Origin of the sequence: Pantoea conspicua (assembly GCF_002095315.1) — a bacterium.
GTDB classification, from domain to species: Bacteria; Pseudomonadota; Gammaproteobacteria; order Enterobacterales; family Enterobacteriaceae; genus Pantoea; species Pantoea conspicua.
On record NZ_MLFN01000074.1, the window covers coordinates 1 to 16,159 of the forward strand.

The window sequence follows — 16,159 nt, forward strand, 5'->3', positions numbered from 1 at the left end:
GATTTATTCAACAAAGCCTTAAGAACCTCGAAAACGTTCAGGGCGATGAGCGCGATGTCATCTTTATTTCGTTTACTTATGGGCCGGGTGAGGTTGATGGTAAAGTATATCAACGCTTTGGCCCTATCAACTCAGATGTCGGCTGGCGTCGCTTAAACGTTCTTTTCACTCGTTCTAAAAAAAGAATGCATGTTTTCAGTTCAATGCGAGCGGAAGATGTTCAGGTGACAGAAACATCTAAGCGTGGCGTTCAGGCCTTACGCGGCTTTTTGCACTTTGCTGAAAAGGGCAACATGGATGGGCTTTCTCAGATTACCGGAAAAGCGCCGGATAGTGATTTTGAAGTGGCCGTTATTACAGCGCTGGAAAATGCTGGCTTCCGTTGTGAACCTCAGGTCGGGGTAGCCGGATTCTTTATTGATATTGCGGTTCGTGATCCCGGTAAGCAGGGACGTTATTTGATGGGGATTGAGTGTGATGGTGCGACTTACCATTCTGCTAAGTCCGCTCGTGACAGGGATCGCTTACGGCAGGATGTGTTAGAGGGACTGGGATGGCGGATTCGTCGTATATGGTCCACAGATTGGTTCAGTAATCCTGAAGAGGTTTTGGAACCTATTATTCGTGAATTACATCAATTAAAAACCACAGTTCCTGAACATGAATATTCTGAAGAGAAGGCTATCGAACAATTAGTTGTTGAAGAACATGAAGCCAGTGCGAATGTAACAGCTTTTAGCGATAGTGCTGAGCCGCTTAGATTGCGGCTTGAACGTTTTGCCAGAGAGGTGATAGACATAGAGTGTCCCTATATTGCAGATGAAAGTAAATTGCTACGTCCTGCTATGATTGAAGCTTTGGTTGAGCATCAGCCGCTGTCACGCTCTGAGTTTGTAGAGCGTATACCTAAATATCTGCGTGAAGCGACCGAAAGTAAGATGGGTAAGACTTATTTAGATAGAGTTTTGTCTATCATTGACGGAGAAGGATTAGAGTAAAATTTTACAGTGAGGCAAGGAAGCCTCTTGTAACTTATCTGCATCCGATTTTTATAAAGGTTATACATTTTTTAAGAATGCTTGATCATTACGTTGTTTACCATTTGGTAGTTTTTATCACTGTTTCGGTGATCAGTTTTGTGATCACATTTTCACACTAATCCCTACCAAAAAATCACATCCAGGGCTTAATCAACATTGGATCAAAAAGCCTTGTAGGAAAGTTAAAGAGATAATGTCTGGCCGTCGTGACGTTTATGGGCGCATTGGATCATTTCTCTTGCCCGATTAAATGACTTTTTTGCCTCGTTTTCATTAAAGGAATTTCTCATTCTGCCGATTCAACGATGAGTGCTGTGTATATGATCGGCGCGCCTGAACCAGTCAACAACTTTAGGCTCTGGGTGACGCGGAAGGCTGCGGTCAGAAGTTTTACCTGAGCGGTTACTGCCCACGCTGCGTATTACAGCCGCGCCAAATGGATCAATTCAAAAGGATGCTGCATGTCTGTTGCCAGTGAGACCTCTACGCAGGTCTATAAAAAAATCTCGCAGGAAGTAGAACGAATTCTCGACAACCTGACCGTGCCTGTAAACGACTCTGCCTTACAGAAAGCCAACAGCGATGCCCGCCTTCAACTTGAGAGTTTCCAGACGCGCCTGAACGAGGCAATTGACAGCCTGCGTTCTAATGCTGAATGGGAGACGTTTACCATCGCCTTTTACGGGGAGACGAATGCGGGGAAATCAACGGTCATTGAGGCGCTGCGCATCCTGCTCCAAGAGGATACAAAGCTCGCCAGGCAGGCAGCGTTTCGCCAATTTCAGCAGCAACATGATCTCTCACCAAAGGCGCTTGAAAACGCTGATCGGGCTTTAAAAGAAAACGAAGCATTAGCAGCCTCTCTAAGTCAGGCCCTGGCGGAGGTGCGAGGCCGCTACTCAGATCGCGAAGCTGAACTCGGTAAAGAATTGTCGCGGCTGAGTACGTTGATTGAGGATCAGAAGACGCGCTGGTCAGCAATACGTCGGCTACTGGCTCTTTGGATCTTATCTCAAGAGCAAAAGCAGTGGCGCCAGGTGAAACAGAAGCAGCAGGCATTAGAGGCAGAAATTCATCAGGAAACACAATCGCTTGCCGTGCAGAAAGCGGACTGTGATGCACAACGGCAGACGATGCTGAAGCAGCGCGCGCGGATGGATGAAAAGTTTGCCGAACTGAACGCACTGGCGGACGGTGAAATCATCGGCACGGGTATGTCCGATTTCACCCTGGACGCCACTCTCTATCCTTTTGAATCGTGCGGTCAGCGCTTTGCCCTGCTGGACGTACCCGGTATTGAAGGTAAGGAGAGCAAGGTGCGCGAGCAGATACAGCGCGCGGTCGAGAAAGCGCACGCCGTTTTATACGTCACCAGTAAAGCCACGGCGCCGCAGAAAGGTGATGAGGATAATCCCGGCACACTGGAGAAAATCAGGTCACATCTCAATGCGCAGACTGAAGTCTGGACGTTGTTCAATAAGCGTGTAACGAATGCTATGGCGCTTGGAAGACCCCTCGTTAATGAGGATGAAGCGCAAAGTATTCAGGATCTGGACGACAAAATGCGCGAGCAGTTGGGCAAAAACTATCGTCAAACGCTGGTTGTCAGCGCCATGCCTGCTTTTCTCAGTCTGGCCGAACACCTGGTCCCCGGCGGGCCCAACGCGAAGAGTCGCGATAAGTTCCTGAAAGCCTTTACCCTGGAAGAATTGCTCGAAAAAACGGGCGTTTCGGCGCTTGCGCGCGTACTGACACAACAGCTTGTCGCCGACAGCAAGTCAAAAATTGCTCGCTCGAACATACAGAAAACCCGCGTTGTGCTGGATGACATTGCCGCACAGGTTAGCGTGCTGCAGTCAGACACCTACGCAAAACTTGTCCGACAGCTTAATGAGGACAAAAACAGCGCACACAAGCAGCTTGATCACGCACTGAAATCACTGCGTCAGCGTCTGATTGACCGCGCAGAGGAGAGCGTTGGTCGTTTCCGCAATCATGCGCGCGAGCGTATCTATAAAGTGATTGACGATGATATCAGTAACGATCGCTTTAAAATTGAGCTGGAGGCCATGATTAGCCTTGAGCACACTTCGCTTGAAAAGTCTCTTCCAGGGATACTTAAAGCCGAACTTGAGCGCTTTCAGTCAGAGATCAGTGACATTGTTGCGCAGTTTCAGCAGCACGCTCGCGGGATCATCAACACCTTCTCACGCCTCCAGACGCACAAATTCAGAAGTAATATTCCCCTCACGATTGATATCGATAACGGCATCAACGTCACGGGACTTCTGGCGACACTCGCGGGCGGCGCGCTACTTTTCTGGAACCCCGCCGGGTGGCTTGTCCTCGGCCCGGCGCTGGCGAATCTGGCATTTGCGGCCTACAAAGCCCTGCGCAGCATGATCAGCTCCAGTTACAAAATGTCTCAGCAGAAGCAGTCCGCTGACAAAAATCTCAGCAACGTGGCTACCCACATGAACGACGCCATTGTCGACGGCATTCAAAAAGCCTTCCCGGAGCTGCAAGAGAAAATCGCTGAGATTAAAGACATGCTGGAGGAGCCTGTGAAACAGGTTTCGGGCATCAATGAGATCCTGATCCAGGCCGCGGCCGGATTACGCCTTTTATCCAATGGAATTGATTTTTCTGGAGCGAAGTAATGGAAAAAACGCTGGATGTTTTTAAAGCGCAGCAGTCACGCAATGTTCACATTCTGGATGAACTCACCGCCTTTCTTGAGCAGGGTGAGAAGGTCGGCGTCCCGGTCGATGTGCAGCTCATCAATAAAATTGAAGCGGCCAAAGAGAATGCCGCGAACGGGAAATTAAAAATCGCGCTGATTGGAGGGTTCTCCGAAGGGAAAACCTCAATAGCTGCCGCCTGGATGGGGCGTCTCGATAAAGCGAGCATGAATATCAGCCATCAGGAATCTTCCAACGAAGTCAAAGTGTACGACGTGGGATCGGACTTTGTCCTGATTGACACGCCCGGGTTGTTTGGCTTCAAAGAACAGTTCAACGAAGACACCCGGGCTGTCGAAAAATACAAGGACATGACCAAAAAGTACATCAGTGAGGCGCATTTGATCCTCTATGTCATGAACTCCACCAATCCGATAAAAGAGAGCCATAAGGCCGACCTTGAATGGCTCTTCCGTACCCTGAACCTGCTTGAACGTACGGTGTTCGTTCTCAGCCGCTTCGATGAAGTAGCGGACGTGGAGGATGAGGACGATTACGCCGCCAACGTAGAGGTGAAGCGCCAGAACGTGCGTGCGCGTTTGGACGACCTGATCGCGCTCACTTCCCTGGAACATGATGCGCTAAATATTGTCGCCGTCGCGGCTAACCCTTTTGATATGGGGACCGAATACTGGCTGGATAACCCGGAAAAATTCCGTGCGCTTTCTCATATCAGTGAACTGCAGGACGCGACGAGCGACAAGATAGAAAAAAGTGGGGGAGCACTGGCACTGAGTGAAGAAACGAAAAAGAGTGTTATCAGGGATATCCTGACCCGGAAGCTGCCGGAAGCCATCGCGAATGATGTGCGTATCCGACAGGAAGTAGAAGACCTCTCATCCATTCATGTCCGGCTCAGCAAAGAGCTGCTGACCATGCAGCGCGATATCGCGGAAGCGCGCATCAGTCTCAATAACTTTGTACTCGACTACTTTAAAGATTTGATACTTCGCGCCCGGGGACTGAGTCTCGAAACCTATATGGAGTTTTTCGAGAGCGAAATCGGTGAGCAAGGCATCATCATTGATACCCGCCTGGACAACGAGTTCGCCCGCCGCGTGCAGTCCGTAAACAATGCCATCCAGAAGATGCATCTGGGCTACAGCGCTGAAATCAATCACTACAACGGCAATATGGCGGCGATGGGCAAGCAGGGTCTGAATTATGTCGTTAAGAGTAACTTAATTAACAGTGCAACCGTGATTGCCGCTCGTGATGGGGTGGTGTCCGTTGGTAAAATGGCCGGGTTAGAGCTGGGAAAATTGCTGAAGTTTAAACCCTGGGGAGCCATTAAATTTGCTAAAGGCCTAAACGGGGCGCTGGTGTTCGCCGGCGTGGCGCTGGAATTGTGGGATACCTACAGCCAGGCAAAGCGTGAGGCGGAGTTCAAAAAAATGATCGACTCCATGATTTCGAACTTTAACCAGCAACGCGATGGATTAATCAGTGTGCTGGGAGGAAGTGAATTCGCACGCGATTATTTTACCGGTTTCGCACTGATGCAGGATGAAATGGCGAGCCTTGAACGCGCAATGCAGGCGATTCAGGAGCAACAGTCACTCTTTGCCCGCTGGCGTGCGGATGCGGAAGCGATTGATGCGGAATACACGCGCGTGAACGACTAAGCTTCGGGAGAAAAAATGGACATTTTAGCGCTGGAAGCGTTGCTGAATCAGATGAAAAGCCTTCCCCAGCCCCGTAAAACGGAAGCGAATATTTTTTCCTCAGGTGCCCGCGGGCACTATGAAAATCCTGTCAGCGATGTGCTGGCCTTCTTTCTCGATCCTGACGGTGGCCATGGGCTTGGGCCACTGGCGGCAGAGGCGCTGTTCAGCTGCATGGGGCTGGCAAACACGTTCAACGCCCAGCTGTCCGCACCGCCTCAGCGTGAAGTCAGCACTGGAAGCGGGAACCGGATCGACATCCTGCTTGAGGGTGAAGACTGGGTAATGATCATCGAGAACAAGGTCTGGCATCTGCAGAATAATCCCTTTGATGATTACCTCACGTGCCTTCAACAGGAAGCGTATCAGGGGAAAACGCCCCTTTACGTGGTGTTATCACCCAACGGTTGTGCGCCTGAGGGCTGGGTTGGGGTCAGTTACCGGCAGCTTACCGGTGCATTGTCTTCGCGGATCGGGGAAGCCTATATGGCTTCATCATTAAACAAATGGCTGGTCATACTGCGTGAGTATGTCCTGCATCTGGAGTTACTTGTGAGCCACCCTGCTGTTACAACTGAAACCGAAGCGTTTGTTCTGACTAATCTCCATCGCATTGCAGAAATAGAAGAGCTCAAGAAAACCGTCATTAAAACGTTGTCCGGAGAATGCCAGCGTTACCTTACTGAACATTTCAGCGACAAGGGCTATGAGATCAAAGCCCGTCTGACTAACTGGTCTGGCTTTCCGGTACTGCGCTTTAAATGTTCCCACTGGTTCTCACCTTCAGATGTGGTTCTGTATCTGAACGGAACGGTGGATGAGTGGTTTGAAGTGATCACTTACGCCTGCGATCTTGAAAATGAGCAGATGCGTGAAAGAGCGATCGCGATGCTCAACATCGAGGGAAGTGAGGAAGAGTATGAGGAAGAAGCCAACGGAAGAATTTTGGGTTTCTTTTCCTGCCATGTCCCGCAGGAAACCCCTAAATCTGAATTGCTTTCGGATCTGGCAAAGCGGATGACGTTACTGGATAACTTTGAGCGTGAGCTCCGCTGAGCTCTGTGGGACGGCAACCCGGCCCATTTTACGCTGGGTTTAAGAGGCGGCGCATGAATAACAGCGCGGCACCGGCTCAGCGTGGATTACGTTGCTTTGCGATGTTACTGACGTTGCAAAACTGAATTGGGCACGAGCGATTGTGACGTGCCTTGCCCGGATACGTTTTCAAATGATGCCTTGAAGATGGCAAAGAGCTTATTACATTAATTTTTAAATGTCTTACATGGAGAATGTATGGGGTTGTTCACTTTAGAAGAGCAGGAGTTTCGGGCAGTGTCGAAAACGACGTTTGCGCGCGAATCCATTCTTGAACGCAGAGATATCCAGTCGGCCTTAGCCAGAAAGATAAGCCATTTCGTTCCTGACTGCATGGTCATTCAGGAAGAGTTTAATAATTGGGAGGACAGTCAGCGCAGGATCGATTTGCTCTGCATCGATAAAAATTTCAATCTGGTCGTCATTGAGCTCAAACGTGATGAGCAGGGCGCCCATATGGAGCTTCAGGCAGTAAGGTATGCTGCTATGGTTTCGCAAATGACGTTTCATGAAGCTGCTGAGTGCTATCAAAAATATCTCGATAAAGAAGGTGTCGAAAAAAATGCAGAGAATGAAATCCTCAATTTCTGTGAGAGAGAAGAAAGCGAAATTGCTGATTTTAATACGCAGGTACGGATTGTTTTAATATCAGCTGATTTCTCTAAAGAGATCACAAACACAGTCCTGTGGCTTAACAATAATGGTCTGAATATCAGTTGTTTCAGGCTAAGTCCATATCTTCATCTCGAAAAACTACTGGTGAATTTCGAACAAATAATCCCGTTGCCAGAGGCAAAAGATTTTCTTGTCCGACAAAAGCGCAAAGAGATAGAAGCCATGAAGGCAAATGAAAAATCTGAGAAAGATTATTCTAAATTTGTTTTTAGAGGTGCGACATATAACAAGCGCAACCTGGCTTTTGAGCTTATAAGCGACTGGATAGCGGAGAATGAACCGGAGAATATAAACTCTGTTATATCCATCTTTGGAAAGGATGTTCATCGCAGTCTTATAAAGTCGGAATCAGACGTCACTCTGTCACGACGAAAGCGTTTTCATGAGACGCCTATTGAGCTCATCTCTGGTGAGACGGTGCTGATTACCAACCAATGGAGTATCGGCTCTATTCAGCGACTGATTACAACGTTTGAAAATCTTGGTTATAAAATAACCACATAACGTCCTGAATGAGGCTAATGAGGGCAAAGAGCAAGAATTTACATCAGAAATACCAGCTTATTTAACCGTCTTGCTGATTGGGGTGTGCATGTCCTGCTTTCAAAAACTAACGTGCTAAGCCGATAGCAGCGCACGCTTCTCGCCCTCGACTTTAGCCGATTAGGCATAAAAGGCACCCATAAGCCAGCCATAGAGTTGGCGATAACCTGCGCCACGACTCGGCAGTCGTCTGGATTACTGTGGCGATTCGGAAAACATAAATTAAGTCACACTGAGAAAATCTTAAAAACAATAGGCCGAACGTCCGACTTTGGCACAAAGCGGACTTGCAACAGGGTATACCTTCTGAGAGCGCATAGTGGAAATTTGCAAGGAATCACTGACATCATAAAGTTTTAATCAACGTGAAGCTGCTCAGTGATCTTCGTCTCGTATTTTTCAAATACCAGCAGCTTACTGCCTTATGCAGACGCACAGTCACGTGCAAAGCCGGGCATTTCATCATCAAGCGCCTGCAGTACTAACTGCCGATGATTTCCAGTGCTGTTTACTAAGCTAAAACACAAGGTGTGTGTCTTTCTCACACCAGTCATGGCTTGCTAGTTTTATATACAAAGGCTGATGGTAGGGTTTCCAAATTCTGATCATTGCGTTGTTTACCGTTTGACGATTTTGATCATTATCCAGTGAGCAGAATTCATGATCATATTCTTCAGCGATTGCCTTGAACAATCACATCCATGGTTTAATCAACATTGGGTCAAAAAGCCCGATGGGAAAGTTAAACAGATACTGGCGGGCCGTAGTAACGTTCAAACCGTAGAAATCCGCATATTCTCTGACGTTACAGTGCCTCAGCCATGCATCACTGTAATAGTTATCAAAATGCTGATCCCAGATATCACTCATTGGCTGTCGCGACAACTGACGATGCGCTGTACGTTGGGGAAGCTGATGCTCAGAAATGTATTCCTGAACCGTGTGTCGCTGCTGCTGGTGGAACTGCCGACGATGATAAACCCAAAACAGCACACGGATTGCTGCACCTCCACATTTATGCAGATTGTTGTACATTACACGTTTAGGGAGCTTACGCGCTTGTGCATATTGCTGCTGCGTTATGCCATTCATAATCGCTTCACGACGATAATTTTGTTTGTGATAAGCCCACTGGATGCGCCACGTATCGCTCCAGAAGTTGTAGTCCTTGTAATGCACGTCGCACTCTATGGCAGGCAGCAGGAAACGCTCAAACAACTCATCCAGCGTTGCAGGCAGAGCATGCAGATGCTGCTTTCTTTGCAGCCGCTGTTCATCAGTCAGCGGCACAATTTCATAACCGGTTAGCCAATCAATGCAGCCTACATAAGTCTTCGTCTTACGATTAAGTGAGTGGGGCATCGAAATTTTAGCTTTTCTGCTTGTTTTGTTTTCCATCGTTATCAACTTTCAAAGTATTTACAGCCAGCACGCTAACAACCATGGATTAACTAGATTAGCCGGATAGTTACATAAATAGCGGCTTGCTGTAGACGGGTTAAGGTAGTACCAGCGGCAATACTGTGAAACGCTAATATTGCATGGCCAGTAATAGCGGTAGTAGCGCTCAAAATGACGGTGCCAGTGAGGTTTCAGTTTAGTGCCAACCACGACGCTATTACCGTCAGGCAGGCGACCTTTAAGCTTGCTAAAACGCTGCAGCGCTCGTCTGAGCGCCTTCATTGGCAGTGAGGCAGCCTCATCCAATCGTTGGCTATCTTTCAGGGGCAGTGTCACAGACTTACCAGCAGAAGGCTCTGCGGGAGTGAAAAGCGAATCCAGCTTTCCGGAAAGAGGGCAATGCGCTTGTGCCCGATCAAAATGGGCAATCTGAGTACGTAATTGCGCAGTTTTAGTGTGTTTGGCTTTTTTTAAAAACGGGTAATGCCGGGTCCCGGAACGCGTGATGTCTTTAGCAATTCCTTCCTTAGAGTGCCGCTTAGCAAAGTAACTCACCCGCAGTAACAATGCGGTCATGGCCTCAGTGTCATTCTTTCGAATTAAATAATAACCATGCTTTGGAAACCAGACCGTTCCGCCCGTTGCTATTTTCCAGCAGCTTTCCACCAGCTTATTAATTTTAAGAGGATGACGCACGCAGTTACCATCCACCATCAGTAAGTAATGATAATGTTGTGCTGGTGCCTGATTCTGTTCTCTGACCCAAAACACCCGAGCAAAGCTTTTGGGATACTCCTTCCTTAGAGCAGGAATCAATAGCTGATGAAAGCGGGTAATAACGCGGTTGTCAGCCGTGTACTGAGGCAGATGAAAATCATATCGGATTGCCAGAAAGCGAGAGCAACTGACATAGGTTCTATCAACTGCCTTGAACAAAGAATTCATAATCTTCACATCCTGCTGACACTCTTCAGGCATGACTGGCCAGAGAACATCGTCATACAGAAACTCGCCTTTAGCCCGGATATCAGGAAAAACCGTACTGCGCGTAATATTATTAATTACCGGTTCCTGATGGGCTGAATCCAGACTGCCAGTTTTGATGTTTATCATAGGGTTACGGCTGTATCAGAATCACGGATTGATAACGATTTGATGCGCTGGTTGTTTCAAATGGTTGCATCAGCAGATAAAAAGAAAGGCTGGAAATCCCAGCCCTGCTTAGAGTTTTAGCAGCAGTTATCGAGCCACTGTTCATACTGTGTGACTGTCCAGCCCATAGTTCTGCCTGCACGTTTTTTTGGCGCAGGAAACTCACCGCTGATTACCCAGCGATAAAGGGTGGTTCGGCTGCAATTCAGGAGGTCAAGCATCTCACATATACGGATCAGACGTTGAGGGCCCGAAAGGTGGCTGATAGTCGTTGATAAAGAATTGATGTGTTTCATGTTTAATCTCTCGGTAGCGAATCAATATGAAACGTATCTTAAAAACCGAGAGTGCTTGTGTCGTGGTTACCCTGGAAAGATACCCTGGATACCCTTACTAACTTTCTGAAATTTATTTATTTTTTATTTCGGGCTGCTCTTTGGTTTTTTTTGACGTCATGAATGTCGGTTTCTGTGCGAGTTAGCCAGCCCATTGCTTCACGCAACATCTTCAGGCATTTATCATCACTTATGGGCAATTTTTGCTCATAAGACCAAAATAGCTTCGCTCTCTGCACAACGAGTTCCAATAATTCGGTAGCAATAGGCAGCGCGCCTTTCGAAGAAATTATTCGGCCTTTGTCATATAAGCTTGCTATCACGGCTATAAAAAATTCTTCACGCTTCTGCGCATATAATTCACCACCCTCTACTGGAACCGCTAACCTTTGATTGAGATAGGCTATTTGTTTTTTCAACTCTTCATTTTCTGCCTGTAACTCTTTGACAGTATCCGGCTCTATCAATACATTTGGCGTGATAGTGTTAAGGTCAACTTCCAGAACTGAAGTAATTTCGCTGCGTAAAAAACCACACCCGGCCAGCCTGTCAGTATTCATGACGTCATCACTGACTGCCCGCAGTGCCGCCTCGGCATTAGGATAATAGTCAGGGGCACCTATATTTGGCGCGCCATGTTTATCTAGGAGCTGGTATGGGGCAACGGGTGAAGTGTCATACCAGCTTTCATATCTAAACCAGTACAGCGAAGGTTGATGCTCTGAACGTCGATACTTTTTCAACGCTAAAAGGCACAGGGCGTTGTAGCTCTGATCTGGATAACGCTGTTTGATCTGTTCAAAAAGCGTTTTAACACTGATAAAGCGCTCTGCATCCGACTGGCGCGCGAGCTGTTCATTGCGCAATTGCTGAATGGAATCGTCGAAACTCATGGCTTGTTTTTGTCCTGCAATCCTGGGGTGGTTCAGATAAGGCTGTCTTAATGATTGAATTCGGATGGCTGTCAGAATTTTCGAAAAAGGAAATCAGGTTTCTGGCAACCGGCCAGCCAGACATTTAAACCCACACTACTTACGTCACCCAGCCATTCACTTACGTCACCCACTACATCACCTGATTCGCGCCCAAAGAAAAAGGAGTCAGACGATTTCTCATCTAACTCCTTGTTTTATTTGGTGGCCCCTGCTGGGTTTGAACCAGCGACCAAGCGATTATGAGTCGCCTGCTCTAACCACTGAGCTAAGGGGCCAGCGGAGCGGGGATTATAAAGTATCTCTTCTGAGCGATCCAGCACTCAGCCACCGGTTGCTGAAATAAGCAGCAGGCAATTAGCTGCTGATTTCTATAACAAATATCCTGTCGGGCGGTAACAAGGTCTCAAAGTGGCACGACAGGCTACGCCGTACCAACCGTAAAAATGCTCTCTGAGAACTCCTTGCCCGCGTCGGACTTAGTTCTGATGGTAGCGCGAAGCAGATTTGTTACGCGACAGGTGAGGCACCATCGTTCCGCGCGCCCGATCGTAATCCTGCCACATCTCCAGCTCTTCCAGCGGCGGAATGGTCACCGCTTCCTTATTATCGAGGCCCGCCAGCGCCGCATCGACCATTTCATCCACTTCCATCAGCATTTCAGCAGGAATGGTCGCTATCGGCTGGCCGGCACGGTCAAATATCTCAGTGCGGGTTGCACCGGGTAATACTGCCTGCACCTGGACTCCGCTGTCAGCAAGCTCACGCTGCAATGCGCGCGTTAACGTCAGCACATAAGATTTAGTCGCGTTATAAGCGCCGTTGAACATCTCATGCACCAGTGCCAGCACCGAGGCGATATTGATAATGATGCCGTTGCCACGCGCTTTGAAGGCCCGGCCAGCAGCCTGCGCCAGGCGAGTTGGTGTGACGATATTTAACGTCAGCATAGTGTTGATGCGGTTGATATCCGCCTCAAGGAATTCTCCCTCTACGCTCATACCTGCGTTGTTCAGCAGCAGCGTAATGTTGCTATTGGTGACCAGTTCTGCCTCTACCCGTTGCACATCCTGTTCATCGGTTAAGTCAGCAGCCAGCACCTTAACCTGAATTGCGTGCTGTTCACTCAGCAACGCCGCCAGCTGATCCAGCCGCGCTTTGTCTCGCGCCACCAGAATCAGATCGTAACCGCGTGCAGCCATTCGTTTTGCATAAGTTGCGCCGATGCCGCTCGATGCGCCGGTAATTAACGCTGTACCTGATGTTGACATAATGTACTCCTCGTATGATGGTCGTCATAATTTACACCAATATGACGATCATCATATTAGCCGTCAAGCTGGAATATGATGAGCGTAATAATTACTATAATAGCCAGAAGCAACGCATCTGAAACCGCAGGAGATGATATGGAAAAGCAGACCAGCAAAGCGCATACGCGGCAGCGTATCCTGAGTGAGGCTGCGCGAGTCATGCGTGAGACCGGCACCGAGGGCATTGGTGTGGCGGCTCTGATGAAGCGGGTTGGACTGACGCACGGCGGCTTTTATGCGCATTTTGCCTCTCGCGAGGAACTGGTACAGGAGGTGCTGAAGCACATGCTTGCCGAATCAGGCAGTTTTGCTCCGGCGGAGCAGGTGACGCAGCCTGGCCAGCGGTTGTCCGGGTTTATTGATACCTACCTTTCTGAGGCGCATCGCAATTCCCCGGCAGAAGGATGCCCAGTTGCTGCACTGGTGAGTGAAGTCGCGCATCTGCCAGAGCAGACCCGCTCTATTTTTACGCAGGGGATTAACGCATTGCATGACGGCCTGGCGCAGATGCTGCGCGAGCTGAATCGTGAAGATGCAGATGCGCTGGCCTCCAGCATGCAGGCTGAGATGGTTGGCGCGCTGGCACTGGCGCGTGCCTGTCCGGATGCGGACCATGCCAGTCAACTGTTACAGCGTAGCCGCGACGCGCTGAAGCAGCGTGCCGGACTGGTGGCCGCATGAGTGAGCACAACATCCGCGATATCATCAGCTCAAACCTCAACGTCCTGTTCTGTGGCATCAATCCGGGCCAGTCAACGGCCCATCAGGGCTATCACTTTGCCCATCCCGGTAATCGCTTCTGGAAAGTCATCCATCTGGCTGGTTTTACTCAGCAACTGCTTAAACCAGAGGAAGAACAGCGTTTAACCGAGACGGGATGTGGCATCACTATGCTGGTTGAACGACCCACGGTACAGGCGAGTCAGTTAGCGCCGGATGAACTGCGGGATGGCGGCAAACGCCTGATTGACAAGGTGCTGCATTATCAGCCTGCGGCTTTAGCCATTCTGGGCAAAGATGCGTTCCGTCGTGCCTTTCAGCAGAGCAAAGTGGAGTGGGGCAAACAGCCAATATGTATGGGCAAAACGCAGGTGTGGGTATTGCCGAATCCTAGCGGTCTGAATCGTGCGTCACTGGAAGAGATGGTTGAGGCTTACAGAGAACTGTATACCGCACTGCAGGCCGGTTAAACAAAACACAGGAGCGGGGCAGGGAGGCGGATCGCTGACAGAGAGGCATAAAAAACCCCGGCGAACCGGGGTTTTTGTCTGACTTAATCGTCGAGGAAGCTGCGCAGCACTTCCGAACGGCTCGGATGGCGCAGTTTACGCAGTGCTTTGGCCTCAATCTGACGAATACGCTCACGCGTCACGTCGAACTGTTTGCCCACTTCTTCCAGCGTATGGTCAGTGTTCATATCGATGCCGAAACGCATGCGCAGCACTTTCGCTTCACGTGCGGTCAGGCCGGCCAGCACGTCATGGGTCGCTGAACGCAGGCTTTCTGAAGTAGCAGAATCCAGCGGCAGCTCCAGCGTGGTATCTTCGATAAAATCGCCCAGATGCGAATCTTCATCATCACCAATTGGCGTCTCCATTGAGATCGGCTCTTTGGCAATTTTCAGCACTTTGCGAATCTTATCTTCTGGCATCAGCATACGCTCAGCCAGCTCTTCCGGCGTCGGTTCACGACCCATCTCCTGCAGCATCTGGCGCGAAATACGGTTGAGCTTGTTGATGGTCTCAATCATATGCACCGGAATACGGATGGTACGTGCCTGGTCGGCGATAGAACGGGTGATAGCCTGACGGATCCACCAGGTCGCGTAAGTCGAGAATTTATAACCACGGCGATATTCAAACTTATCGACCGCTTTCATCAGGCCGATATTACCTTCCTGAATCAGGTCGAGGAACTGCAGACCACGGTTGGTGTATTTCTTAGCAATCGAAATAACCAGACGCAGGTTGGCTTCCACCATCTCTTTCTTGGCGCGACGCGCTTTCGCTTCACCGATCGACATGCGACGGTTAATATCTTTGACCTGCTCAATGGTCAGGCCAGTTTCTTCTTCGATCTGCGCCAGTTTCTGCAGGGAACGCATAACGTCATCCTGCACTTCCAGCAGCTTCTCAGACCACGGCTTGTTCATCGCCAGCGCCGCTTTGAACCAGCTTTCGTTGGTTTCATTGCCGGTAAACAGGGTGATGAAGTTTTTCTTCGGCATTTTGCACAGTTCAATACACAGCTTCATGATCAAACGTTCCTGCGTACGGACACGTTCCATCATTTCGCGCATGTTGTTCACCAGGTAATCGAACTGCTTCGGTACCAGGCGGAACTGTTTGAAGACGTCAGAGAGGTTCTGGATTTCGGCAACGGCATCAGCGTGGCTGCGGCCTTTGCTCTTAATCACATTGCGGGTGGTTTCATACTGCTTACGCAGATCAGAAAACTTCTCGCGTGCCAGTTCCGGATCGATAGAGTTATCGTCGTCGGAGCTGTCATCATCCTCTTCATCTTCTTCTTCATCGTCAACACGATCGGCTTCAGAAAGCTCAGAACCGACGTGCGTTGCCGTTGGGGCCAGATCTTCTTCTGCGTTAGGATCAACGAAACCAGTGATCAGATCGGACAGGCGTGATTCGCCTGCTTCAACTTTGTCGTACTGATCCAGCAGGTAAGTAATCGCCTCAGGGTATTCAGCAACGGAACATTGAACCTGATTGATACCGTCTTCAATACGCTTCGCGATGTCGATTTCGCCTTCGCGCGTCAGCAGTTCGACGGTACCCATTTCACGCATATACATGCGAACCGGGTCAGTAGTACGCCCAATTTCAGATTCAACGCTGGATAACACCTGAGCGGCAGCTTCCGCGGCATCTTCGTCAGTATCGGAGCTGTTTTCGTTCAGCATCAGATCGTCGGCATCCGGGGCTTCTTCAACCACCTGAATACCCATGTCGTTAATCATCTGGATGATGTCTTCGATCTGATCGGAGTCGACGATATCTTCCGGCAGATGGTCATTGACCTCAGCATAGGTCAGATAGCCTTGCTCCTTACCACGGGTGACAAGAAGCTTAAGCTGTGACTGCGGGTTTTGCTCCATAAGACGGTATCCACACTTCTGTTAATTAGATTGGTGTCGGTCGGCAGCGAGCCAACAATAGCAGTGAAGGCGTTTAGTTCTTGCCGCTGCCTTCGTCGCGGCGTGGGCTTTGCCCATCAGTATTCGGCACTTAAGCCGCTTGTATAAACTCGG

General features: G+C 49.3%; 13 protein-coding genes and 1 tRNA gene. 7 read left to right on the forward strand and 7 right to left on the reverse strand.

Annotation, left to right across the window (positions count from 1 at the left end; genetic code table 11):
- From HA41_RS21490 to HA41_RS18320, 5 genes are all read left to right on the forward strand, one after another.
- Nucleotides 1-998: DUF559 domain-containing protein (locus HA41_RS21490; RefSeq protein WP_143807365.1), on the forward strand; the 998-nt coding region annotated here is incomplete at its 5' end.
- A gap of 503 nt (nt 999-1,501) precedes the next feature.
- On the forward strand, nt 1,502-3,700 hold the full coding sequence (locus tag HA41_RS18305) for a GTPase (RefSeq protein ID WP_094121961.1): 2,199 nt from the start codon (nt 1,502-1,504) through the stop codon (nt 3,698-3,700).
- Nucleotides 3,700-5,406 carry a LeoA/HP0731 family dynamin-like GTPase gene (locus HA41_RS18310; protein WP_028723597.1) on the forward strand — a complete coding sequence of 569 codons (1,707 nt, stop codon included), beginning with the start codon at nt 3,700-3,702 and terminating at the stop codon, nt 5,404-5,406. The genes HA41_RS18305 and HA41_RS18310 overlap by 1 nt, the downstream gene beginning before the upstream one ends.
- A gap of 15 nt (nt 5,407-5,421) precedes the next feature.
- Nucleotides 5,422-6,501: a PD-(D/E)XK nuclease family protein gene (locus HA41_RS18315; protein ID WP_094121962.1), complete on the forward strand. Its 1,080-nt coding sequence runs from the start codon at nt 5,422-5,424 to the stop codon at nt 6,499-6,501.
- A 237-nt stretch (nt 6,502-6,738) separates the two neighbouring features.
- Entirely contained in the window at nt 6,739-7,719 is a 981-nt protein-coding gene (locus HA41_RS18320; protein WP_094121963.1) for a PDDEXK family nuclease, read from the forward strand.
- A gap of 732 nt (nt 7,720-8,451) precedes the next feature.
- Here HA41_RS18320 and HA41_RS18325 read toward each other — a convergent pair.
- The 6 genes from HA41_RS18325 to HA41_RS18350 form a co-directional block, all read right to left on the reverse strand.
- Nucleotides 8,452-9,156 carry a hypothetical protein gene (locus HA41_RS18325; RefSeq protein WP_033785591.1) on the reverse strand — a complete coding sequence of 235 codons (705 nt, stop codon included), beginning with the start codon at nt 9,154-9,156 and terminating at the stop codon, nt 8,452-8,454.
- A 21-nt stretch (nt 9,157-9,177) separates the two neighbouring features.
- Nucleotides 9,178-10,272: a YagK/YfjJ domain-containing protein gene (locus HA41_RS18330; RefSeq protein WP_094121964.1), complete on the reverse strand. Its 1,095-nt coding sequence runs from the start codon at nt 10,270-10,272 to the stop codon at nt 9,178-9,180.
- Nucleotides 10,273-10,388: 116 nt separating this feature from the next.
- The gene (locus HA41_RS18335) at nt 10,389-10,607 is read right to left on the reverse strand and encodes a helix-turn-helix transcriptional regulator (protein ID WP_071998002.1); all 219 of its coding nucleotides are present in this window, start codon (nt 10,605-10,607) and stop codon (nt 10,389-10,391) included.
- Nucleotides 10,608-10,723: 116 nt separating this feature from the next.
- On the reverse strand, nt 10,724-11,539 hold the full coding sequence (locus tag HA41_RS18340) for a hypothetical protein (protein ID WP_033785593.1): 816 nt from the start codon (nt 11,537-11,539) through the stop codon (nt 10,724-10,726).
- A gap of 241 nt (nt 11,540-11,780) precedes the next feature.
- Nucleotides 11,781-11,856 (reverse strand) — tRNA-Ile (locus tag HA41_RS18345).
- 201 nt (nt 11,857-12,057) lie between these two features.
- On the reverse strand, nt 12,058-12,849 hold the full coding sequence (locus HA41_RS18350; protein WP_094121965.1) for an SDR family NAD(P)-dependent oxidoreductase: 792 nt from the start codon (nt 12,847-12,849) through the stop codon (nt 12,058-12,060).
- A 138-nt stretch (nt 12,850-12,987) separates the two neighbouring features.
- On the opposite strand from HA41_RS18350, the gene HA41_RS18355 reads away from it, so the two are divergent.
- Both HA41_RS18355 and mug read left to right on the forward strand, forming a co-directional pair.
- The gene (locus HA41_RS18355) at nt 12,988-13,572 is read left to right on the forward strand and encodes a TetR/AcrR family transcriptional regulator (RefSeq protein ID WP_094121966.1); all 585 of its coding nucleotides are present in this window, start codon (nt 12,988-12,990) and stop codon (nt 13,570-13,572) included.
- Nucleotides 13,569-14,081 (forward strand): G/U mismatch-specific DNA glycosylase, encoded by a 513-nt coding sequence (mug, locus tag HA41_RS18360; RefSeq protein ID WP_094121967.1) that lies wholly within the window; start codon nt 13,569-13,571, stop codon nt 14,079-14,081. Before HA41_RS18355 ends, mug begins: the two co-directional genes overlap by 4 nt.
- A gap of 83 nt (nt 14,082-14,164) precedes the next feature.
- Here the strand turns inward: mug and rpoD are convergent, their stop codons facing one another.
- Nucleotides 14,165-16,006, reverse strand: coding sequence for an RNA polymerase sigma factor RpoD (rpoD, locus tag HA41_RS18365; RefSeq protein ID WP_094121968.1), 1,842 nt, complete (start codon nt 16,004-16,006; stop codon nt 14,165-14,167).
- Nucleotides 16,007-16,159 lie beyond the last annotated feature (153 nt).